Origin of the sequence: Inquilinus sp. KBS0705 (assembly GCA_005938025.2) — a bacterium.
Lineage (GTDB): Bacteria > Bacteroidota > Bacteroidia > Sphingobacteriales > Sphingobacteriaceae > Mucilaginibacter.
Genome location: VCCI02000001.1, coordinates 222931 through 244480, shown reverse-complemented (window position 1 = coordinate 244480; position 21550 = coordinate 222931). Strand labels below are relative to the sequence as shown.

Below are 21550 nucleotides of genomic sequence, written 5' to 3'. Positions count from 1 at the left end.
CCAATGCGTCATTGCGAGGCACGAAGCAATCTCAGAACTGTGCAATGCGAATATGCCTATAGGGAGATTGCTTCGTACCTCGCAATGACGGTTTTCAAGAAGCAATGACGTTTTGATAATAACAACACAAACATGCAATCATCCAACATACCAACCGGACTACATTTCCCAGCAGAGTGGGCTAAACATACCGCTACCTGGCTTAGCTGGCCGCATAAAGAAGCATCATGGCCGGGTAAACTGGGTATGATATACGGTAAATATGCCGAGTTTATTAAGGTATTGACCGAAGGCGAGATTGTACGCATCAACGTGGTTGACGAGCAAATGGCCGCATTTGCAAAACAGCAGTTAATGGTAGTTGGTGCCGACCTAAACAAGGTGGAGTTTTTTGAATTTTGTACTAACGATGCCTGGTGCCGCGACCATGGCCCGGCCTTTTTGGTGAATTACGAAACCAAAGAAAAAGCCATTGTTGATTGGGGCTATAATGCCTGGGGCGACAAATACCCCCCATACGACCTGGACGATGTTATACCCACTAAAATTGGCGGGCACTTTAACCTGCCGGTATACCATCCCGGTATTGTGATGGAAGGCGGCTCGGTTGATTTCAACGGTGCAGGTACTTTGCTTACTACTACCGCCTGCCTGCTCAACAAAAACCGTAACCCGCATTTAAACCAGCAGCAGATAGAGGGATATTTGCAAAATTACTACGGTGTTGAACAAATACTTTGGCTGGGCGATGGCATTGTTGGCGACGATACCGACGGCCATATTGACGATATTACCCGCTTTGTAAATACCGATACGGTAGTTACCGTGGTTGAGCAAAATAAAAATGACGAAAACTACCACTTGCTGCAAGAGAACCTGCAGGCCCTTAAAAACATGCGCCTGCTTAACGGCAAGCAATTGAACATAGTTGAACTGCCTATGCCCGACGCGGTGATATACGACGACCAGCGCCTGCCAGCATCGTACGCTAACTTTTACATTGCCAATTCGGCGGTGATAGTACCCACCTACCGCAGCAAACATGATGATAAGGCATTGGATATTTTACAAGGCTGTTTCCCCGACAGGAAGGTGGTGGGTATAGATTCGACCGATATTATCTGGGGATTGGGGAGTTTCCATTGCTTGAGTCAGCAGGAGCCGGCGGTGTAGGGGTTATTTTCTATCGTAGAGGCGTGATACTTCGCGCCTCCTGTACGCGGTTCCCTTTATGAAACAACCGTTGAATTATTCATTAAGATGCGATGTATCGCACCTCTACGGGATTGTAACGGTTCAAAAGGTGGGAAATATTCGCCTATCCTATCGTAGAGGCGCGATACTTCGCGCCTCCTGTACACAGTTCGCTTTTTGAAACAACCGTTGAATTATTCATTAAGGTGCGATGTATCGCACCTCTACATTAATTACAATGGTTCCAAAAGCGGCAATATCGTAGAGGCGCGATACTTCGCGCCTCTTGTACACATTCTCCTTTAGAAACAACCGTATAATTATTTATTAAGGCGCGATGTATCGCGCCTCTACGTTAATTACAATGATTTCAAAAAAGACCCTTTTGTAGAGGCGCAATACTTTGCGCCTCTAATACATATAGCTATTAAATTATTTATTAAATTCACATTCATTAAGGCGCAAAGTATCGCGCCTCTACGTTAAATGGAAGAAAAATATAAACAAAAATACCGTGTTCAGTCTGCCCGGTTAACGGGTTGGGATTATGGTTCGCACGCTTTGTATTTTGTAACTATTTGCACCAAAGACCGTGTTCCATATTTTGGCGAAATTAAAAGCGGGATAGAAAGTCAGGCTTTACTAGAAAAGACGCCAGTTGCTGATATCGCCTACCATAACTGGATGCAAATACCTATTTACCATCCTTATGTCGAATTAGATGAATTTGTAATAATGCCCGACCATGTGCATGGTGTATTGTTTATTAATAAGCCCGATAAGACGACCTGGGAGATCAATAAGGCGGGCCCTCAATCAAAAGATTTAGCATCTATTATCAGAGGTTATAAGTCATCCGTTAAGCAATATACCATGCTAAATGGCATTGACTTTTCGTGGCAATCAAGTTATTATGACAGAGTAATCCGTAACGAAAAAGAGCTTGCGAATGTAAGGACATACATTAATAATAATACTGATAATTGGTTGTTAAACGGAGGTGATTCGGACAATTTTTACAGATAGTGACAACCATAACTCACTCTCAGAAATAATAATAGACAACTACCCATCCACACGCCGCTAATTTTTCACCGACAATTTATCCTTACTTACCGACTTCTTTAATGATATTGCCAATTATGCGTTTGCATATGTAAAATGTTACATTAGTTTTGGTTCAGATTAAAAATAGAAATCATGTCTAACAATATAAATATAGATCAGCAACCAAACCGGGCCACTAAGGGCAAGGTGATGGCCGGGGTAATTCTGCTTCTTGTGGGCGCTTACCTTTTACTTAAGCAATTAAATTTATTCTTCTTCCCCCATTGGTTAACCCTGTGGCCAATGTGGTTAATATTTGCCGGCCTGTATACCGGAGCTAAAAACAATTACAAAAAATCATCATCGCCTGTGCTCATAGCCTTGGGCGTAATATTAATGTTAACATGGAATATTAATAATGCCGGCGATTTTATATGGCCCATAGCCATTATTGCCTTAGGTGCCTGGATAATCCTTAGAAAGAAAAACACCGTTAATACCGTACACGATGCCGATTACTGGGACAAAAAATATAAAGCCAGTGCCTATACCACAACACCACCCGCTGCCGATTATACACAACCGGATTATACCCAGCCCGATTATACCACAGGCACTATACCCCCGGTTGACCCTGCAGCAGGCGAGCCGGTATACGCATCGCACGATGATGTTTTAGATGCCGTAGCCGTATTTGGCGGGGTAAACAAAACCATCCTGTCAAAAAACTTCCGCGGTGGCGAGATTGTGAACGTATTTGGTGGTACCGAACTTGATTTTACCCAAGCCGATATTAACGGCCGTGTAGTAATTGATATAACCCAAGTGTTTGGCGGTACCAAAATCATCGTACCGGCCAACTGGCATGTAGTGCCCGATATGTCGGCCGTATTTGCAGGTGTGGATGATAAGCGTATAAAAAACAGCCTGTCGGCCACCAGCAATAAGGTGTTGGTATTAAAAGGCATATCCTTATTTGCAGGGGTAGATATCCGCAGCTATTAATAATTAACCACAACTAACATTAACCAAAATACAAGCTTATGAATTGGTATGTAGCAAAATTAGTTTTTAGGGTGGTAAGCGGTAATGGCGACCACAATGCACAGTTTGACGAGCAATTACGCCTGATAAACGCCGATACCGAGTACCAGGCATACGAAAAAGCCAGCCACATTGGCCACGCCAACCAGGACAGCTTTTTAAACGTGCAAAAGCAAACGGTTAAATGGCAATTTATTGATGTAGCCGAATTAAACGCCATAAACGCCCCTACCGATGGCACCGAGCTATATTACAATATACACGAAGCACCCGACCCGGACCTCTACATTGCCTGGGCACACCATAAAGCCGCCCTGTTGGGTACAAAAAATTAATTAACTTAGATAAAAAAGCGTTTTGGCTGCATCACAACTATCACCATCAAAACTATTCGGCGCGTTTGCTATATGCGGGCTGGTTTGGGCCAGTTTGCAGGCTTATATTATACATAGTTTTGGTTTTACTTGGTACATAGCTTTGATAGATAGCTGGTTAAGCGCCATACTGCTATCGGGTGCCTGCTGGCTTATTAACAACAACCTGCGTTACTACCAGCCCGATAAAGAAAGCTATATATACCTGCTTATATGGTGCGCGGCCCTTGCCGGTGCCTGTACAGCCGGCTGCCGGTGGATTATGCCCCTCTTCCAAATGGGCGAAGTTTACCAGAATTTTTTAGCGCAATCGTTAGTGATACGCTTTTTTACGGTGTTTTTGGCTATAGGCTGGATGGCCATGATAAGCGCGCTGTTTTACTCGCAACTTGACCAAAAACGCACCGAGCAACGCAAAAACGAGGCAGAAAAACTTGCCCGCGATGCTGAGCTGTATAACCTGCGCCAGCAATTGCAGCCCCACTTTTTGTTTAACAGCCTAAACTCTATTAACGCGCTTATTGGCTTTAAGCCAGACCAGGCCCGTAAAATGATACACCAACTGTCGGATTTTTTGCGGGGCACACTAAAAAAAGACGACAAGTTGCAGGTAGCCCTTACCGACGAACTGCAACACCTTAACTTATACCTGGAGATTGAAAAGGTGCGCTTTGGCCACCGCCTGCAAACCGAAATTAGCTGCGACGAAAAATGCGGCGAAGCCATGCTGCCGTCAATGCTGTTACAGCCCTTGGTTGAGAATGCCATTAAATTTGGTTTATATGATACCACCGGCGACGTTACCGTAAGCATACGGGCCGAAACGGAGGACCAGTATTTGATCATCATGATACAAAATCCCTACGACCCAAAAACCAGCCGACCACGAAAAGGTACCGGTTTTGGCCTTAGCGGGGTGCAACGCCGCCTTTATTTAATATTTGCACGCAACGATTTGATGGAAACTCATGCAAATGATAATATATTTACAACCATAATAAAAATACCGCAATTATGACGATTAGCGCTTTAATTATTGATGACGAGCCATTGGCCCGCATGGTTGTACAAGAATACTTACAGGATTTTAAACAAATTGAGGTTATACAGGAGTGCAGCGATGGCTTTGAAGGCCTTAAAGCCATACAGCAACACCAGCCCGACCTGATATTTTTGGATGTGCAAATGCCCAAGATAAACGGTTTCGAGATGCTGGAACTTGTAGATAACCCGCCTGCAGTAATTTTTGCCACCGCCTTTGACGAGTACGCCATTAAAGCATTTGAGGCACACGCGGTAGATTACCTTTTAAAACCTTTTAGTAAAGAGCGCTTTAAAAAAGCGATAGAAAAGCTTTTGGCACAGGCGCCCCCGGGGCCAACGCCGGTTACCAAAACCAACCCCTTATTGGAAGAGGCCGCGTTATCGCCCGCGCAAAACGAGCGTATTGTGGTAAAAACCGGCACCAAAGTAAAAATTATAGCCGTGCAGGATGTAGAATACCTGCAAGCTGATGACGACTATGTAAGTGTTATTACCGCCGAAGGTGCTTTCCTGAAAAATAAGACCATGGCCTTTTTCGAGAAGACTTTAGACCCCCGCTATTTTGTGAGGGTACACCGTTCCTATATCATCGCCATACAGCAAATTACCCGGTTGGATCCCTATGAAAAAGACAGCCACCTGGCCATCCTAAAGTCGGGTGCTAAGATACCTGTAAGCAAAACCGGCTACGTAAAATTAAAACAGGTGTTAGGGATATAATAATTTCCAAATTTTGCTGTTTTATTTCCTATTTATACAATGAACAAAAGGCTTGTTAACTGGCTGATATACATTTTTAACGTAGCGCTATTTTACGCGTTTATGGCGCTAAAAGCGGTGATCGAATATCGTGAATACGGAAATTCGTATGTAGATGATGTGATACATTGTTCCTGGTTTGCTTTTTTTGCCCTTGTGCAAATAGCTATACTTTACGCCTTATACCGCTTCAAATTAATCATCAAAGAAAAAAGACAGTTTAATACCTGCCTGGTTACGGTAATAGCACTGTTTGTATACTTCGCTGTGTTTTTGCCCTCGGCACCTTCTTTTAATTGATTTATTACTTTTCTAACTGCCAGGTTTTTTCACTTACCATTGCCTCTGCCAGCTCTGTTTTAAACTGATCGCAGGTTTTAAATTGCAGGGTGGGTAGCACGCGAGTCTCTAAATTAAGACTAAAGGTTTTTTCCTGGAAAGGCCAGGGCTTAACAGTGAGCGAGCCATTGGCCTTTTGCATCAGCTTGTACTGCTTGTTATCAGGCCCTTGGCTAACCTCCAAAATGCGTTGTTCGGGTTGTACCTGGTGGCGGGCAAGCAACAACGAAAAAGCATCGCACCATTCCATCAGGCCATAAACCCGACTTGCCTCTTTTTGAGTAATTTTTAATTCTTTAAGCCACTTACTTTGCAATCTTTTCTGCTCGGCTAAAAAGGGTTTAACCAATGGGTTGGTGCCCACTTCTGGTTGGTAAAGGAAAACCATGTGCATAGAGGTAAGCAAGGCGATGTACCGGCTTTTGGATACAGAAAAATAGTGCAGCCGGCGGCAATGCTCTATTTCAAACTTCTTCATTTTAAAATTTACGGGGCCGCCTTGCGGGGTAAGCAGGTCATCATCTTCCAGTTCGGTTTGGGCATCATCATGGTCGGCAATGGCTATCAGGGTTTCCATCCATCTGTCCGGGCGGTCCTTTACTCGCCATTGGGCGGCCACCTGCGCCGCCAGCACACCATGCGCCCGCTGCATAATAATTTCCCAGCCTTTTTCTGTGTAGTTTACGATCATTAAATTAAATAATGATCGGAAGAGCGAATTGTTTAATTTAATGAAAGATGTCAGTCTGAGCCTTTCGAAGACCCGGCAGCATGCTTCTACAAGCTCTGTATGACAATATCACATCAGCAACACCATCCACGCCTCCATCACCAAACCATTATCCAATAAGTGTTTGGCTTTTAGGTGCAGCTGCAGTTCGCGGGTTTGGGAATCACCAATGGTGGCATCAAAAATTTCTTTCATTTCATCAGTTTGCGCATAGGCATCAATATCCTCATCAGATGGCAGGGCTACCACGTTGCCCAGTTGGCCCAAATTATTACCCGTAAGCACCTTTGAGTGGCGTATAGCATGCGGAATAGCATCAACCCCAATACCTATGGTACTAACAGGCTTTGCTACCTTAAACAGGTTATCGCCGGTAATGCGGGCATACCAATGGCCGCCCAGGCGAGCCACCAGGTCTATCTTTTCCTGGTCTATAGAGCCATCTTCTTTTAAAATATCCGGCTTAACGTGTATCAGCTTTATTTCGGCTATAACCAGGTTGCCGGCACCGGGTGTATCGCCCAGGCTAATGATCTCCTTCACAACACACTCTAACTGCACCGGCGATTCGGCCACACGCGGTGGTTTAACCATTTGCGATGGCAACTCCGTTAAACCCGATTTAATAAACTCATTTACCCCTATAGGGTATTCCACACTGGATAGCGATACCTGCTGCACCATATCGTAATTAACGATATTGATGACACACTCGGGCACTACCTGCAAATTTTCGAGCGTGTGTTTGGTGGTATTATCCCTTACCCTTCGCGATGGCGAGAAAACGCAAATAGGCGGATTAACGCTAAACAAATTAAAAAAACTAAAGGGGCTCAAATTCACGTTACCCTCTTCATCCACCGTCGAGGCCAGGCAAATGGGCCTCGGCGCCACCGCATGGTTGAGGTACGATTGTATTTGAATTGGCGTAAGGTTGTTTACGTTTAGGGTTAGCATATGTGTGTAACTGTTTCATTGCGAGGAGCGTAGTGACAAAGTAAACTCGTCGCCGTGCATTAGCGCCATTGCTTACAACGAGTTTGCTTCGTCGCTCTAGGCTCTCCCCACCTCATGCTCCTCGCAATGACAGGGTGGAGATGACGGTCTTATTATCTATCTATTTTTTTAATCCCAATATCGAAAAATTACTATTGCTCTTTTTGATGATGTTCCCTAACATACCCAGCCCGGTTATTTCCATTTCTACCAGGTCGCCATCTTGCAGCCATTGGGGCTGATAGTTAGGGTCGTTTAGTAAACCTGTGCCGTTAAGCTCTAAAAAGCAGCCGGTACCTACTGTGCCAGATCCTATTACATCGCCCGGCAGTATATCGCAGCCATAAGCGCAGCGTTCAATTATCTCGGCAAAGGTCCAGTCCATATCGGCCATATTGCCCAGGCTAACCTGTTTGCCATTCACCACGCATTTCATTTCTAAATTATAGGCATTGCCGGTATGTCCCGCTTTGGGCTCCGTTTTGTATTTTTCCAACTCATCGGGTGTTACCAACCATGGACCTATCACGGTCGAAAAATCCTTTCCTTTGGCAGGGCCAAGGTTCAGCAGCATTTCTTCCATTTGCAGGGTGCGCGCGCTCATGTCGTTCATTATCATGTACCCGGCTATGTAGCCATCGGCCTCTGCAGCGGTAATGTTACGGCCCTTTTTGTTAATTACTATGGCTACTTCCAGTTCAAAATCAAGTTTCTGAAAATGGTCGGGCATGCATTCAATTTCGCCGGGGCCTTGTATGGCGTTGTGGTTGGTAAAGTAAAATATAGGGTACTGGTCAAACTCGGCTATCATATCCACCTTACGGTTGCGGCGGGCAGCCGCCACGTGCTGCCTAAAGGCGTATCCGTCCCTGCACGATGCAGGATGCGGCACCGGCGCTATCAACTCATAAAACAATTCCTCTTTGGCCTGCGTCTGCCCCGATTTAATGGCCGCGTTAACCTTATGTGCATGCTCCATTAGCTCATCGCCGCCCCATAAAAACTCGTTCATATTATCGGGTATCAGTTTGTCGCAGGAGTTTAAATTATAGATGTGGCCGTTTATATAGATGCCCAAATGCTCCCGGTCTTCGGTTTTGTAGGATACTAATTTCATAAGCTATAATTGGTTTGATTGGTATTCAAAACTAAAACTTTTTTGGATTAAACAAGGTTCAATTATATTATGCTTGCATATTAATTTGTTATAGCGTAATTTTGAGTACCAACTATGAGCATCCGTAAAGAGTTTTACTTTTCACTCGGCCTCACGTCAATGAGTAATTCATCGTCGTTCAGGAATGCTGTGCTTGCTACTACCGTTTTTGCCCAATACTAATTTTGTTGTAAAGTTTTAAGGTTGGAATGTTATTCTTATCTCTCAGCCTAAAACTATTATCCCGGTTTAATCGTTTAATAATTAATGCTTTAGGTTTAAAAAAATATTAACCTTAAAACATTCCAACATTATAACCTTTCAACAAAACAACCATGCCTATTTACCATACTTTAGGGTCCATCCCGCCGAAACGGCATACGCAATTCCGTAAGCCCGATGGCACTTTATATGCCGAAGAACTGGTATCAACCGAGGGTTTTAGCAGCTTGTATTCGCTGGTTTACCATGCCTACCCGCCTACTATTGTAAAGGCGCTGGGCGAACCATACTCCGTTGAACCAAAAATTGCCCGCGAAAAACACCTTAAACATACCAGCCTGATAGGTTTTAATATTGAACCTGCCGACGATTACCTGCAAAGCCGCAAACCCGTGCTGGTAAACAGCGATCTGCATATATCCCTTGCCGCGCCACGCAAAAGCATGACCGACTATTTTTATAAGAACAGCCAGGCCGACGAGGTGATATTTATACATGTTGGCTCGGGTACTTTAAAAACGGGGTTTGGCAAAATAAAATTCCAATATGGCGATTACCTGGTGGTACCCCGCGGTACTATTTATCAGTTAGAATTTGATACGCCGGATAACCGCCTGTTCATCATCGAAAGCTTTAGTCCTATCCGCTCGCCAAAGCGTTACCGCAACCAGTACGGGCAATTAATGGAGCATTCGCCCTATTGCGAACGTGATATTAAGCGGCCTACCGACCTGGAAACGCACGACGAAAAAGGAGATTTTAAGATCCTGATAAAAAAGCAGGGCCTTATTTATCCATACACCTACGGAACCCACCCTTTTGATTTTATTGGCTGGGATGGCTTCCACTACCCCTGGGCTTTTTCTATTCACGATTTTGAACCTATAACAGGCCGTCTGCACCAACCGCCGCCGGTACACCAAACTTTTGAGGGGAACAACTTTGTTATCTGCTCGTTTGTGCCACGCAAGTTCGATTATCACCCTTTGTCTATCCCGGCGCCATATAACCATAGCAATGTAGATAGCGACGAGGTGCTGTATTATGTTGATGGCGATTTTATGAGCCGTAAAAGCGTAGTAAAAGGGCAAATAACCCTGCACCCGGGCGGCATACCGCACGGCCCTGCGCCGGGTTCGGTCGAAAAATCTATCGGCAAAGAAGCTACCGACGAACTGGCTGTGATGATAGACCCCTTTCGCCCGCTGATGCTAACGGAAGACGCGATAAGAATTGAAGACGAAAATTATTATAAAAGCTGGGTGGTATAGCCTCACCTAAGTCCTCTCCAAAGGAGAGGACTTGAAAGGCATAATTATATTATATCCTCTCCCCCCTCTCCTTGGAGAGGGCCGGGGTGAGGCTTAAAACAACATTAAAATGGAAACATTAACAATAGATAAAAAACCAATTACAACAGATTTTTTGCCGCTTAACGGTACTGATTATGTTGAATTTTATGTGGGTAACGCCAAACAGGCCGCCCATTATTATAAAACCGCTTTCGGCTTTCAGGACCTTGCATATGCCGGGCCGGAAACGGGCGTACGCGACCGTGCATCGTACGTGCTGCAACAGGGCAAGATACGTTTGGTATTAACTACTCCCCTGCACTCGGACCATCCCATTGCAGAGCATATTAAAAAGCACGGCGATGGCGTAAAAGTATTGGCCCTTTGGGTTGATGATGCTTACGATGCCTTTGAGCAAACCACCCGCCGTGGTGCCGAACCCTACCAGCAACCCCAAACTATTACCGACGAGTATGGCGAGGTACGCACCAGCGGCATTAAACTTTATGGCGAAACTGTGCACTTGTTTATCGAGCGTAAAAATTATAACGGCCCGTTTTTGCCTGGTTACAAAGCTTTGCAAACAACTTATCAGCCGCCTGTAGCGGGCCTGCTGTATGTAGACCACTGTGTAGGCAACGTGGGCTGGCATAAAATGGACGAATGGGTTAATTTTTATGAGGATATTATGGGTTTCCGTAACATCCTTACGTTTGATGATAAGATGATATCTACCGAGTATTCGGCGCTGATGAGTAAGGTAATGAGCAATGGCAACGGCTATGTAAAGTTCCCGATAAACGAACCTGCCGAGGGTAAAAAGAAAAGCCAGATAGAGGAATACCTGGAGTTTTACGAAGGCGAGGGCGTACAGCATTTAGCTTTAGCCACAGCCGATATTGTACAAACCGTAACCGACCTGCAAAACCGCGGTGTAGAGTTTTTAACCGTACCCACCATTTATTACGACGAACTTACCGCACGCGTAGGCCATATTGATGAAGACCTGGAACCGCTAAAAAAACTGGGCATATTGGTAGATCGTGATGACGAGGGCTACCTGCTGCAAATATTTACCAAACCGGTTGAAGACAGGCCTACACTGTTCTTCGAGATCATTCAGCGTAAGGGCGCCAAATCTTTCGGTGCGGGCAACTTTAAAGCCTTGTTTGAGGCAATTGAGCGGGAACAGGAATTGAGGGGAAACCTATAAGTATCTTAGATTTACGATTATAGACATTAGATTGGCCGGGCGGTTTTGTCCGGCTTTTTTATGCCCGCAATATTATGTGTAATTTAACGCTTTTATAGGTAAACATTTAATAACTAATTACGTTATTACACACATTATGAAAGCCGCTACGTTAAATAATAAGTTTCAGATATTTCCCTTTTTAATTAGCCTGTTTATCACCTTTTGCATCGGTGGCGTTGCATCGGTAGTTACCCGCCCGCAAATAGCAAGCTGGTACATTACTTTAACCAAGCCAACTTACAACCCACCTAATTGGGCGTTCCCGATTGCGTGGTCTATCCTTTATTTTTTAATAGGTACAGCCGCCTACATGGTATGGAAAAGGCGCAATAACAGCACTACCTACGCCACTGCCCGGATAATTTATTTTGTGCAGCTATTGCTTAATTTTTCATGGTCGATAGTATTTTTTGGTATGCACCAAATATTTGCCGCGCTATGTATTATTATTATGCTGCTGGTGGTTATTATATTAAACATTGCCTGGTTTGGACGCTTTAGCAAACCCGCCGCTTGGCTATTGGTACCTTATATTTTGTGGGTAGGCTTTGCCAGCCTGTTAAACCTTAGTATATATATCTTAAACAAGTGATTCAAAAAACAGTATTTTTATCGCACGTAACACCTAAATGAAAAAAGTACTCTTCACCGCCTGTTTTATATTCATCGCCAATTGCATTGCTTTTGCCGATACCATAGCAATTAACCACTTTGTTGTAAAAGAAAACCCCTTTGCTAAAGATGAGATAGCCATAGTAGCTACCGATACAGCAAACAACATACAGGAAAATGTTAACGGTATTTTCACCTTTACCATGAATGGCTTTTCGGAGGAATTAACTTTTGATAAGGGTACCGCCTTTTACAGGCACAAGATAGAAAAGTCGGCTTTTTTATATGCAAGGCACCAAAATGATGACGGCACGCACTCGATGCTGTATTATATTTACAGGCACGATAGCAGGCTTACACCCGTAAAGATCAGTTGGATATTATTAATTTCTATCCCCTTAGGCTTAGTTTTACTTGGCTACCTGTTTAAAAGATTTATCATAATTGCGGCCATTATTTTCTGTATATTCCTGTTTTTTAATTACCATAACGGCTTAAGCATCCCAACATTCTTTCAAAGTGTAATTGATGGTTTAAAAGGGATATTTTCCCACTAAGGCAACATAAACTTAGGCTAAAGACTCATCTTAAGACTTAGAACGGCAACCCTATGCCAAAGTTAAGCTGCATAAAGTTATAGCTATCGCCAACTATATTGCCTTTGCTATCTACACCGGTGCTGTTGGCTCTAAGATACTCGCGTTTAAAATCGCCGCTCCTGAATAATTCGTTTGCATGCTTAAATATTACCCACTGGTCTGATCCGCTAAACTGTGGGTCTTTAAACTTAAAGGCGGCATCTAACCTGAAAACAAAGAAACTCAGATCGAACCTTAAGCCGGTGCCAATTCCAATAGCTGTTGATTGCCACAGATTATTCAGCTTAAACTCGCCGTTAGGGTTATCCACTTCTTTATGCAAGCGCCAAATATTACCCATATCCATAAAAAACGCGCCTTTTAATTTCGAACCAAAAAAGTTGTCGGCCAATTTATAGCGGTACTCGGCATTGGCTACAATCTTTATTTCGCCAAACTGATCAAGGTATTTCAACCGGCCCCGGGTTGTTACATCATCTCCGTAAGCAGTAGCACGGTTAAACTGGCCCGGGCCCAGGGTACGCGGTAACCAGGCACGCATATCATTAGCGCCGCCAGCATAAAAATTCTTCTCGAAAATTAACTGGTTGCTGTTACCATAGGGTATGCCAATGCCGGGGTTTAGCCTGAATACAAACTGACGTTCGCCACCTAAAGTGGTATAAATGCGGTAATCAACCTCGGTTTTAACATACTGGGCAAAAGTGTAACCAAAAAACTTACGCTGGCCCAGTGTATCCCTGGATGTGTTAAATGCTTTGCTTAATAAGCTTAGCGTATTGCCGCCCAGATCAAGGTTACCACGGAAATAGATAAAGTTTCTATACGAGTTTAACTCGTTGGCGTTATACTGAAACGTGTATTGGCTACTGGCATTAAACGTAGTACGGCCAATAAGGTAAACGTACGAATACCGGTTACGGGCTAACAGCGTATCTCTGGCAACCGGGTCAAGCACCCCGCTGGAGAACTCGATACTGATTGGTGTAATAGAGTGCTGCTTGCGGTAGGTTTCAAAAAAGTCGTAGGTGATGGAGTTAATTATACTCTTGCGCTCCACCAGGCCCTTTTGATAAAATAACTGGTAGCTTGATGAGAACGTGGTATGCGGCACACCAAATTTAGCCAGGTTGGGGAATTGAAAAGGTAATAACAAGCGCGGGTATATTAAATTCACCCCTACTTTAAAATCCTGATTTTGGATGCCCTTATTATCGCCGGCTGCACGGCCGCTGTCAAATAAAATACTCCAATTTAGCTTAACTTGTAATATGGCCGATTGCTTAAACACATTACGGTTAGTAAAAGTATTGCCCAGGTTATAGCCGTAGCGCCCGCCATTAAATAAAAACTCGGCCTCAACCCGGTCTGTCATTTTTTTAAGCGGGATAATGTCAATTTTGGTATTTAAGCGGTTGGTACTATCGGGCAGTTTCTCGTAAGTGGGGTTGGGTACGTTCCTAAAAACGTTTAACTCCGATAAGCGCGATGTTGTAAGTGTTTGATAATCGATATTGTATATCTGCCCCTTTTTCTGAAAAATGTAATCGGTAACCGTGCGTGGCTTAAATCGGCCCGAAAAATCAACATACCTGAATTGCGAATCTACCTGTATCGTATCGGCTTTGCCTGTAGTGCGTCCATTACTGCGCGCTATGGTAATCAATGTATTGTTAATAGTATAAATAGGATGCTCTGATTTATCGACAGGGTTATCAATTATCATGGTTACATCCACAATACTTTTGTTAAAGCTCGAATCGGGCGTGTAATTGATGTATTGGCGGTAAAAATCAAAATAACCATTACGCTTCATTACCTGGTAAAAGGCATCACGGTCATACGCAAGGCTATCGGTATCATAACGCCCGCCGGGGTTAACATGCGAAAATGTTTTACGGGTAGATTGGTAAAGGGCCTTTACCTTAGGGTCGTAAATACTGTCTTTAAAGCTGCGTATTTTAAATAATGGCCCTTCGGTGGCCGTAAATATCAATTGTGCTTTTTTCTTTTTTACGATGATAGAATCGGCAATTTTTGCTTTTAGATAACCTTTGTTCTGCAAAAATTTTTGCATTTGCACACGCGAGTACTCCACCAGGTTACTATCTAAAATAGCAGGGGCCTCGCCAATATTGCGCTTACCATTTTTGCTAAACAGGTAGTAAAATTGCAGGTTTAACCAGTTGTTGGGCTGTTGTTCTTTATCAACATAGTTCACCGCGGCTTCTTCAAATTCCTTATCAATGCCTTTTAAGGTAATTTTTCTTACAATGGCCTGGTTATCCTTAAGTCCGCGCGTAACACTGCATCCGGCAATAATAATACCCGTAAGAATACTTAATATTGCAAGACGGAAATGCCCGGGCTTTATATATGCTTTCAAAATCACAGATCAGTTTACTAACGTCTTTACAACATAAAAAGTTTCGACGGGAGCATGGTTTATTCCTGGTAGAAGGGTATAAATCGATAACCGAGTTTATTGACTCGGGCTATCGGGTGCATACCATTTACCATACTGCCGACATTGCCCCAAAATTGCTTAAATTATCCCAAAAAATAAACTCATTCGAGATTTCGTTAAACGAACTGCAAAAAATAAGTGCTTTAAAAAACCCGGCGGGGGCTATTGCAGCCGTTTATATACCCCAGTGGCCCCAATTAAGCCATACCGACCTGAAAAATAAATTTACACTGGTACTTGATGGTGTGCAAGATCCGGGCAATATGGGCACTATTATACGTACTGCCGATTGGTTTGGTATCAAAAACATCATCTGTTCGGCAGATACGGTTGATGTTTATAACCCAAAAGTGGTGCAGGCCACTATGGGATCGTTGGCAAGGGTAAACATTATTTATACCGAACTGGACGATTTTATATCGCACATGAATTTGCCGGTGTATGGCGCCCTGTTAAACGGCGATAACCTGTACAAAACCAATTTTGGCACTGAGGGGTTGATAGTTATGGGCAACGAGGGCAATGGCATAAGCCCGCAAATACAGCAATTAATTACCAATAAAATAACCATACCCCGCATAGGCGGCGCCGAATCGTTGAATGTGGCTATAGCTACGGCTATTTTTTGTTCGGAAGCTGCGGGAAAAAGCTTTAAATAAAAATTGATTAGCAATAAATAATTACTATTTTTGCAGTCCTTAAAAAAGGTCGGATGGCCGAGTGGCTAGGCAGAGGTCTGCAAAACCTCCTACAGCGGTTCGAATCCGCTTCCGACCTCAGGGTTAAAACATTTTAAAATAAAAAGATCATGGGCGTTACTCGTTTAAAAAGAAAAGATAGAAGAAATAAAACTTTCTCTCGTTTAGAAGTACAATTCTTAAAATTAGCTACTAACATTGAGTTAGGCAGCCGTTCTGCTGAAAAAAAAGATAGCCAAATAGCAAAAAACAATGCTGTTTTAGCTATTGCCGCAGGCAAATAATTCTATCAAACAAAGCATTAAAAAAGGCATCTCAATTTATTGGGATGCCTTTTTTGTGGGGTAAATTGCTTTTACGCCGACAACCGCTTTAATATCCGCTTGATCAATCCCGGCCCTTCGTATATAAAGCCGGTGTATAATTGTACTAATGCTGCCCCTGCCTCCATTTTTTCTATGGCGTCCTGGGCCGAATGTATCCCTCCCACCCCAATAATGGGAAATGAACCGCCGGATGCCTTATGCAAATAAGCAATTACCTCGGTAGACCGGCTGGTTAATGGCTTGCCGCTTAACCCACCAGTTTCGCCTTTAAATTTACCGGTAAGCCCCTCGCGATTAATGGTGGTATTAGTGGCAATAATACCGGCAATTTTGGTTTGTTTAACTATATCGGCAATATCGTCCAGTTGCTCATTAGTAAGGTCTGGGGCTATTTTTAATAAAATAGGCCTGCTTATGCCACCCTTGCTATTACGTTGCTGCAGGGTGTTTAAAATATTCATTAGCGGCCCTTTTTCCTGTAGCTCGCGCAGGCCCGGTGTATTGGGCGAGCTAACATTCACCACAAAATAATCTACCACACCAAACAACCTGTCGAAACATTTAATATAATCGCTTACGGCATCCTCGTTGGGGGTTACCTTGTTTTTACCAATATTACCGCCTATTATCAACGGCGTTTGGCCCTGCTTTAAGCTTTTGCGGTAAGCCGCAATGCGTTCGGCGGCTATATCCACGCCAAAATTATTAAAGCCCATACGGTTAATCAGCGCGCCATCCTGCGGCAGGCGAAACATGCGGGGCTTATCATTGCCGGGTTGCGGCAAAGGGGTAACCGTACCCACCTCAACAAAACCGAAGCCTAAGGCACCCATTTCGCTTATCAGTTCGGCATTTTTATCAAAACCGGCTGCAAGGCCAACGGGGTTTTTAAATTTTAAACCAAAAACTTCCTTTTCTAGGCGTTTATCATTTAGCTCCCAAATGGCCTTGCTAAGTGCCTTACCGCCGGGTATGCGGTTAAAACGTTGCAGGTTGCGGGTTACAAAATAATGAACGCTCTCGGGGTCGAACTGGAACAGTAGTGGCTTTAATAAAAAATACATGGCGCAAATTTACCGTTTTTAATTTTTAAGGTTTAAGATAGGCAAGAATATTGTAATTTAGTTGGACCTATTGCGCTTTACCACGCATTACAACACTAAATTATGAAAGACATACAAGCCAACTCGCGCCGTAATTTTATAAAAAACACCGCCATTGTTACCGCGGCTACCTTATCTATACCGCAAATTGTGGCGTCCGCCACAACAAACGTGGCCGATAAAAAAATAGAGCTAAAAGATAACGATGTAATATTGCTGCAAGGCGACTCGATAACCGACTGGGGCCGTGACCATAATAAAACCCTTGCCAATGATACCGGATCGTTAGGTAATGGGTATGCCTTATTAACAGCAGCCGACCTGCTGGCCAAGTACCCGCAAAAAATGTTGCAGATATATAACAAAGGTGTTAGCGGCAACAAGGTTTACCAACTGGCCGAGCGTTGGGATACGGATTGCATTGCGCTTAAACCAACTATTGTAAGCATACATATCGGCGTTAACGATTTTTGGCATACTTTAACCAGTGGCTACACCGGCACTATCGATAACTATATTGCCGACTACAAAAAACTGCTCGACCGTACCAAAGAGGCGCTGCCGGGTGTTAAATTCATCATCGGCGAGCCGTTTGCCATGATAGGCACCAAAGCGGTAGACGCCAAATGGTACCCAACGTTTGATTTGTTCCGTAAGGCCGCACGCGATATTGCCACTTTATACGATGCGCCTTTCATCCCCTATCAAACCATATTTAACAACGCCCTAAAACTAGCCCCTGCCACCTACTGGACGCTTGACGGCGTACACCCCAGCATAGCCGGCGAAAAGCTGATGGCGCAAGGATGGATGGAGACTGTTAAATAGTGTTAAAGAATTTGCAGATAGTTGATACGATGGTTATAATTACTTAACCATAAGTAACTTAAATGAAAAGAATCAACTTTTTTTTATTGCTATTCTGTACAGTCTTAAAAGTAAACGCGCAGAATTTTACTTTTTCCGGAAAAATAGATAGCACAGAAGGCATGAGTGCCCGACTTACATATTTTAATGATAAAGGAGTTTACACTATTGATAGTTGCGCCCTCGAAAATGGCAATTTTTCATTTAAAGGGCTTGTCAATGGCGTGAGCAACGCATTTCTGATTGTTTATAAAGCACCGTATATCGCCAAGGATATACATCAAAGTGATTATGCACATTTCCTGCTTGAAGCAGGCGTTATAACAGGTACCGCGGTCAATGGCCATATAAATGGCCTTAAGGTTACTGGCAGTAAATCACAGAATGAATCACTGGCACTGCATGCGCAAATAAATGAGGCTAATAAAGGCCTCGCCGATGTGATGAAAAGTTACGGGGCTGTTGCGCTCGAAATAGAAGCGGCTAAAAAAGCTAACAAGGGCGATAAAAAAATAGATTCACTTAATGAGACCTTAACGGCGATACTTAGGCAACGCGAACCGTTTGTGAAAAAGTATGAAGAGATTATAAGCAAGTTTATCGCTACTCACCCAAACTCTTATATCAGTGCTATTGAAATGAGTCCTTACACATCAACATGGCCAGTCGATTCATTACAGGTTATATTTGATCGATTTAGCCCCGCTGTTAAAAAAAGCACACCCGGCTTGGGTGTTCAGAAAGCAATCAGTACTCGTTTGGCAGCAAACATAATTAATAATGTTAAAGCCGAAAATTTTACGGCCTACGACGTTAACGGAAAATCCGTCAGTTTAGCAAACTTTAAGGGCAAATATGTACTGCTCGATTTTTGGGGAAGCTGGTGTGTACCATGTCGCGAGAGCACACCACATCTAATATTGTTATTTAATAAATACCACCGGGCTGGTCTTGATGTTATAGCAATAGCAGCAAATGACAAACCCGATGACTGGAGGCGGGCCATCAAAAAAGATAATACAGGTATTTGGTACAATGTACTCGATAAAGACAAACCAAACTCATTAACCGAAACCTATAGCGTCAATCTTTTCCCTACCAAGATATTGATAGATAATGAAGGCACTATTATCGGCCGTTATGATGGCACACAGGCCGCAAATGCATTGGATAGCAAACTGGCGGAGATATTTGGCGTTAAGTAAAAGCTTCTTTATCCTCACATTGTAAAGCTTTCGGCTTTGAGCTTTATGCTTTGGGCTCAAAATCGTATCTTTGCGCGCAAATGATCGCTATAAATAACCTTACGTTCGAGATTGGTGCGCGCGCCCTGTATGATGAAGCTAACTGGCATATTAAACCCGGTGAAAAAATTGGCCTTATTGGCGCCAATGGTACCGGTAAAACCACGCTTTTAAAGATCATTGTTGGCGATTACAAGCCTACATCGGGTACCATATCTATGGCTAAGGACCTTACCATGGGTTACCTTAACCAGGATCTGCTTTCGTACTCGTCTGATAAAAATATAGTGCACGTGGCTATGGAGGCCTTTCATCGTCAAAACCAACTGCACGACGAGATAGAGAACCTGCTTAAAAAGCTGGAAACTGACTATACCGAAGACCTTTTACACAAGTTAAGCGATAAGCAGCACGAATTTGAACTGCTTGACGGTTATAATATTGAATATAAAGCACACGAAATTTTAGCGGGTTTAGGTTTTAGCGAGGCCGATTGCCAGCGCAAGCTAAGCACCTTTAGCGGTGGTTGGCGAATGCGGGTAATGCTGGCCAAAATATTGTTACAGGCACCCGATATTCTTTTACTGGATGAGCCTACCAACCACCTGGATTTACCATCGATACAATGGTTAGAGGATTACTTGAAATCGTTTGATGGGGCCATCGTCATTGTATCGCACGATAGGTGGTTTTTAGATAAGGTAATTAACCGCACGGTTGAGTCACGCAAGGGTAAGCTTACTGTTTACGCGGGCAACTATAGTTTTTACCTGGAAGAAAAAGCGCAGCGCGAAGAAATTCAGCGTGGCGAGTTTAAAAACCAGCAATCAAAAATAAAACAGGAAGAGCGTTTGATAGAGCGTTTCCGTGCCAAGGCCTCTAAAGCAAAAATGGCGCAGTCGCGTATAAAAATGCTCGATAAAATGGAGCGAGTAGATGATGTTGACGATGATAACCCATCGGTAAACTTTAGCTTCCGTTTCTCCAAGCAATCGGGCAGGCACGTGGTAACCATGGAGCACATCACCAAAAAATATCCAACAATAGACATTTTGGACGATGCCGAGGCCATTATAGAAAAAGGTGATAAAATTGCCTTGATCGGTGCTAACGGTAAGGGTAAATCTACCTTGTTACGTATTGCGGCAGGTGCCGATACCGATTACACCGGCAAATGCGAAACCGGCCATAATGTGACCCAAACATTTTTTGCGCAGCACCAGCTGGAATCGTTACACCTGGAGAACCAGATATTACAGGAACTACAGGCCTTTGCACCAAAGCATACCGAAACAGAACTACGATCGATATTAGGTTCGTTTTTGTTTACCGGTGATGATGTGTTTAAAAAGATAAAAGTATTATCAGGAGGCGAGAAATCGCGTGTGGCGCTGGCTAAGGCCCTAACATCAGATGCAAACTTTTTAATACTGGATGAGCCTACCAACCACCTGGATATACAGTCGGTTAACATATTGATACAAGCCTTGCAGCATTTTGAGGGTACGTTTATAGTAGTATCGCACGATAGGTACTTTTTAGATAATGTAGCCAACAAAATCTGGTTTATCGAGGATCAGAAAATAAAACAATACCCAGGTACATACGCCGAGTTTGACGAGTGGTTTGCCAAACGCAAGCTGGAGCCAAAAGTAGCTACGCCCGCACCTCAGCCAAAAAAAGAAGAGAAAAAGGAAGCAGCACCGGCCAAACCACAACAAGGCGATAACAAGCACCAGCAGCTTAAAAAGCTTAACCAGGACCTTACAACGCTTGAAGATAGAATAGCCGCTGTGGAGTTAGAAATAAAGCAGCTAAATACGCAACTTGCGGACCAAAGCCTTTACAACCAGGCCGAAAAAATGAAGCAGTTAAACAACAATTATCAGCTTAAAAAAATGGAGCTTGGCGAATACCAGCAAAAATGGGAGGCCCTTGCCGACCAGATAATGGAGCTGGAAGCTTAAAATTGAGTAGCAGAGGCGGTTGCAGTAGCAGCCGCCTTTTTTGTTTACATACTGTTTAAAAACGCCATTGCGATACAAGCATGGCGAAGAAGCAATCCTCGCCATGCTTGTAGCCGACTTTTCTATCGAAGATGGCTTCGTGCCTCGCCATGACGCTGCGTAATAAAGAGCACCAGCACCACTTCCGAAATAAATTTATCACCACCACGTTTTTG

Annotated in this window: 21 protein-coding genes and 1 tRNA gene; 17 read left to right on the top strand and 5 right to left on the bottom strand. The window is 43.6% G+C overall.

All coding sequences use genetic code 11. The features are described from left to right. Positions 1–132: 132 nt before the first annotated feature. From FFF34_001135 to FFF34_001105, 7 genes are all read left to right on the top strand, one after another. The gene (locus FFF34_001135; protein ID TSD66033.1) at positions 133–1173 is read left to right on the top strand and encodes an agmatine deiminase family protein; all 1041 of its coding nucleotides are present in this window, start codon (positions 133–135) and stop codon (positions 1171–1173) included. 507 nt (positions 1174–1680) lie between these two features. After that, entirely contained in the window at positions 1681–2220 is a 540-nt protein-coding gene (locus FFF34_001130) for a hypothetical protein (GenBank protein ID TSD66032.1), read from the top strand. Between the two features lie 174 nt (positions 2221–2394). Beyond that, complete coding sequence (locus FFF34_001125) at positions 2395–3246, top strand: hypothetical protein (GenBank protein ID TSD66031.1); 852 nt, start codon at positions 2395–2397, stop codon at positions 3244–3246. Between the two features lie 38 nt (positions 3247–3284). Continuing rightward, a complete protein-coding gene (locus tag FFF34_001120; GenBank protein TSD66030.1) occupies positions 3285–3620 on the top strand; it encodes a DUF4288 domain-containing protein in 336 nt (111 codons plus the stop codon). A gap of 70 nt (positions 3621–3690) precedes the next feature. Then, positions 3691–4677 (top strand): GHKL domain-containing protein, encoded by a 987-nt coding sequence (locus FFF34_001115; GenBank protein TSD67929.1) that lies wholly within the window; start codon positions 3691–3693, stop codon positions 4675–4677. Further along, a complete protein-coding gene (locus FFF34_001110; GenBank protein TSD66029.1) occupies positions 4674–5423 on the top strand; it encodes a response regulator in 750 nt (249 codons plus the stop codon). Before FFF34_001115 ends, FFF34_001110 begins: the two co-directional genes overlap by 4 nt. A gap of 39 nt (positions 5424–5462) precedes the next feature. After that, positions 5463–5762 carry a hypothetical protein gene (locus FFF34_001105; protein TSD66028.1) on the top strand — a complete coding sequence of 100 codons (300 nt, stop codon included), beginning with the start codon at positions 5463–5465 and terminating at the stop codon, positions 5760–5762. A 4-nt stretch (positions 5763–5766) separates the two neighbouring features. Here FFF34_001105 and FFF34_001100 read toward each other — a convergent pair whose 3' ends face one another. The 3 genes from FFF34_001100 to FFF34_001090 all read right to left on the bottom strand — a co-directional run bounded on the left by FFF34_001100 (position 5767) and on the right by FFF34_001090 (position 8644). Then, a complete protein-coding gene (locus FFF34_001100; protein TSD66027.1) occupies positions 5767–6492 on the bottom strand; it encodes a DUF3891 family protein in 726 nt (241 codons plus the stop codon). A 108-nt stretch (positions 6493–6600) separates the two neighbouring features. Next, positions 6601–7488: a flavin reductase family protein gene (locus FFF34_001095; protein ID TSD66026.1), complete on the bottom strand. Its 888-nt coding sequence runs from the start codon at positions 7486–7488 to the stop codon at positions 6601–6603. 160 nt (positions 7489–7648) lie between these two features. Then, positions 7649–8644 (bottom strand): fumarylacetoacetate hydrolase family protein, encoded by a 996-nt coding sequence (locus FFF34_001090; protein TSD66025.1) that lies wholly within the window; start codon positions 8642–8644, stop codon positions 7649–7651. A gap of 374 nt (positions 8645–9018) precedes the next feature. Here FFF34_001090 and FFF34_001085 point away from each other — a divergent pair, with 374 nt between their 5' ends. The 4 genes from FFF34_001085 (at position 9019) to FFF34_001070 (ending at position 12621) form a co-directional block, all read left to right on the top strand. Continuing rightward, the gene (locus FFF34_001085; GenBank protein ID TSD66024.1) at positions 9019–10176 is read left to right on the top strand and encodes a homogentisate 1,2-dioxygenase; all 1158 of its coding nucleotides are present in this window, start codon (positions 9019–9021) and stop codon (positions 10174–10176) included. Positions 10177–10285: 109 nt separating this feature from the next. Continuing rightward, positions 10286–11410: a 4-hydroxyphenylpyruvate dioxygenase gene (gene hppD / locus FFF34_001080; GenBank protein ID TSD66023.1), complete on the top strand. Its 1125-nt coding sequence runs from the start codon at positions 10286–10288 to the stop codon at positions 11408–11410. A 136-nt stretch (positions 11411–11546) separates the two neighbouring features. Next, positions 11547–12044: a tryptophan-rich sensory protein gene (locus FFF34_001075; GenBank protein TSD66022.1), complete on the top strand. Its 498-nt coding sequence runs from the start codon at positions 11547–11549 to the stop codon at positions 12042–12044. A 37-nt stretch (positions 12045–12081) separates the two neighbouring features. Next, positions 12082–12621 carry a hypothetical protein gene (locus tag FFF34_001070; protein ID TSD66021.1) on the top strand — a complete coding sequence of 180 codons (540 nt, stop codon included), beginning with the start codon at positions 12082–12084 and terminating at the stop codon, positions 12619–12621. Between the two features lie 37 nt (positions 12622–12658). Here FFF34_001070 and FFF34_001065 read toward each other — a convergent pair whose 3' ends face one another. After that, positions 12659–15049 (bottom strand): BamA/TamA family outer membrane protein, encoded by a 2391-nt coding sequence (locus FFF34_001065; protein TSD66020.1) that lies wholly within the window; start codon positions 15047–15049, stop codon positions 12659–12661. Between FFF34_001065 and FFF34_001060 the strand changes: the two genes are divergently transcribed. The 3 genes from FFF34_001060 to FFF34_001050 all read left to right on the top strand — a co-directional run bounded on the left by FFF34_001060 (position 15040) and on the right by FFF34_001050 (position 16112). Then, a complete protein-coding gene (locus tag FFF34_001060; protein TSD66019.1) occupies positions 15040–15789 on the top strand; it encodes an RNA methyltransferase in 750 nt (249 codons plus the stop codon). The genes FFF34_001065 and FFF34_001060 overlap by 10 nt on opposite strands. A gap of 47 nt (positions 15790–15836) precedes the next feature. Further along, positions 15837–15907 (top strand) — tRNA-Cys (locus FFF34_001055). A gap of 31 nt (positions 15908–15938) precedes the next feature. Next, positions 15939–16112 (top strand): spore protein, encoded by a 174-nt coding sequence (locus FFF34_001050; protein TSD66018.1) that lies wholly within the window; start codon positions 15939–15941, stop codon positions 16110–16112. A 71-nt stretch (positions 16113–16183) separates the two neighbouring features. Here the strand turns inward: FFF34_001050 and FFF34_001045 are convergent, their stop codons facing one another. Then, positions 16184–17218, bottom strand: a complete 1035-nt coding sequence (locus tag FFF34_001045) for a quinone-dependent dihydroorotate dehydrogenase (protein TSD66017.1) — start codon at positions 17216–17218, stop codon at positions 16184–16186. Positions 17219–17320: 102 nt separating this feature from the next. Between FFF34_001045 and FFF34_001040 the strand changes: the two genes are divergently transcribed. From FFF34_001040 to FFF34_001030, 3 genes are all read left to right on the top strand, one after another. Then, positions 17321–18085 carry an SGNH/GDSL hydrolase family protein gene (locus tag FFF34_001040; GenBank protein ID TSD66016.1) on the top strand — a complete coding sequence of 255 codons (765 nt, stop codon included), beginning with the start codon at positions 17321–17323 and terminating at the stop codon, positions 18083–18085. 62 nt (positions 18086–18147) lie between these two features. Further along, complete coding sequence (locus FFF34_001035) at positions 18148–19329, top strand: AhpC/TSA family protein (GenBank protein ID TSD66015.1); 1182 nt, start codon at positions 18148–18150, stop codon at positions 19327–19329. A gap of 80 nt (positions 19330–19409) precedes the next feature. Next, complete coding sequence (locus FFF34_001030; GenBank protein TSD66014.1) at positions 19410–21335, top strand: ABC-F family ATP-binding cassette domain-containing protein; 1926 nt, start codon at positions 19410–19412, stop codon at positions 21333–21335. The last annotated feature ends 215 nt before the right edge of the window (positions 21336–21550 follow it).

Excerpts from the sequence above, each read along its gene's own strand:
- FFF34_001135 (TSD66033.1), top strand. The coding sequence starts at position 133 with ATGCAATCATCCAACATACCAACCGGACTACATTTCCCAGCAGAGTGG.
- FFF34_001130 (TSD66032.1), top strand. The coding sequence starts at position 1,681 with ATGGAAGAAAAATATAAACAAAAATACCGTGTTCAGTCTGCCCGGTTA.
- FFF34_001125 (TSD66031.1), top strand. The coding sequence starts at position 2,395 with ATGTCTAACAATATAAATATAGATCAGCAACCAAACCGGGCCACTAAG.
- FFF34_001120 (TSD66030.1), top strand. The coding sequence starts at position 3,285 with ATGAATTGGTATGTAGCAAAATTAGTTTTTAGGGTGGTAAGCGGTAAT.
- FFF34_001110 (TSD66029.1), top strand. The coding sequence starts at position 4,674 with ATGACGATTAGCGCTTTAATTATTGATGACGAGCCATTGGCCCGCATG.
- FFF34_001105 (TSD66028.1), top strand. The coding sequence starts at position 5,463 with ATGAACAAAAGGCTTGTTAACTGGCTGATATACATTTTTAACGTAGCG.
- FFF34_001100 (TSD66027.1), bottom strand. The coding sequence starts at position 6,492 with ATGATCGTAAACTACACAGAAAAAGGCTGGGAAATTATTATGCAGCGG.
- FFF34_001095 (TSD66026.1), bottom strand. The coding sequence starts at position 7,488 with ATGCTAACCCTAAACGTAAACAACCTTACGCCAATTCAAATACAATCG.
- FFF34_001090 (TSD66025.1), bottom strand. The coding sequence starts at position 8,644 with ATGAAATTAGTATCCTACAAAACCGAAGACCGGGAGCATTTGGGCATC.
- FFF34_001085 (TSD66024.1), top strand. The coding sequence starts at position 9,019 with ATGCCTATTTACCATACTTTAGGGTCCATCCCGCCGAAACGGCATACG.
- hppD (TSD66023.1), top strand. The coding sequence starts at position 10,286 with ATGGAAACATTAACAATAGATAAAAAACCAATTACAACAGATTTTTTG.
- FFF34_001075 (TSD66022.1), top strand. The coding sequence starts at position 11,547 with ATGAAAGCCGCTACGTTAAATAATAAGTTTCAGATATTTCCCTTTTTA.
- FFF34_001070 (TSD66021.1), top strand. The coding sequence starts at position 12,082 with ATGAAAAAAGTACTCTTCACCGCCTGTTTTATATTCATCGCCAATTGC.
- FFF34_001060 (TSD66019.1), top strand. The coding sequence starts at position 15,040 with ATGCTTTCAAAATCACAGATCAGTTTACTAACGTCTTTACAACATAAA.
- FFF34_001050 (TSD66018.1), top strand. The coding sequence starts at position 15,939 with ATGGGCGTTACTCGTTTAAAAAGAAAAGATAGAAGAAATAAAACTTTC.
- FFF34_001045 (TSD66017.1), bottom strand. The coding sequence starts at position 17,218 with ATGTATTTTTTATTAAAGCCACTACTGTTCCAGTTCGACCCCGAGAGC.
- FFF34_001040 (TSD66016.1), top strand. The coding sequence starts at position 17,321 with ATGAAAGACATACAAGCCAACTCGCGCCGTAATTTTATAAAAAACACC.
- FFF34_001035 (TSD66015.1), top strand. The coding sequence starts at position 18,148 with ATGAAAAGAATCAACTTTTTTTTATTGCTATTCTGTACAGTCTTAAAA.
- FFF34_001030 (TSD66014.1), top strand. The coding sequence starts at position 19,410 with ATGATCGCTATAAATAACCTTACGTTCGAGATTGGTGCGCGCGCCCTG.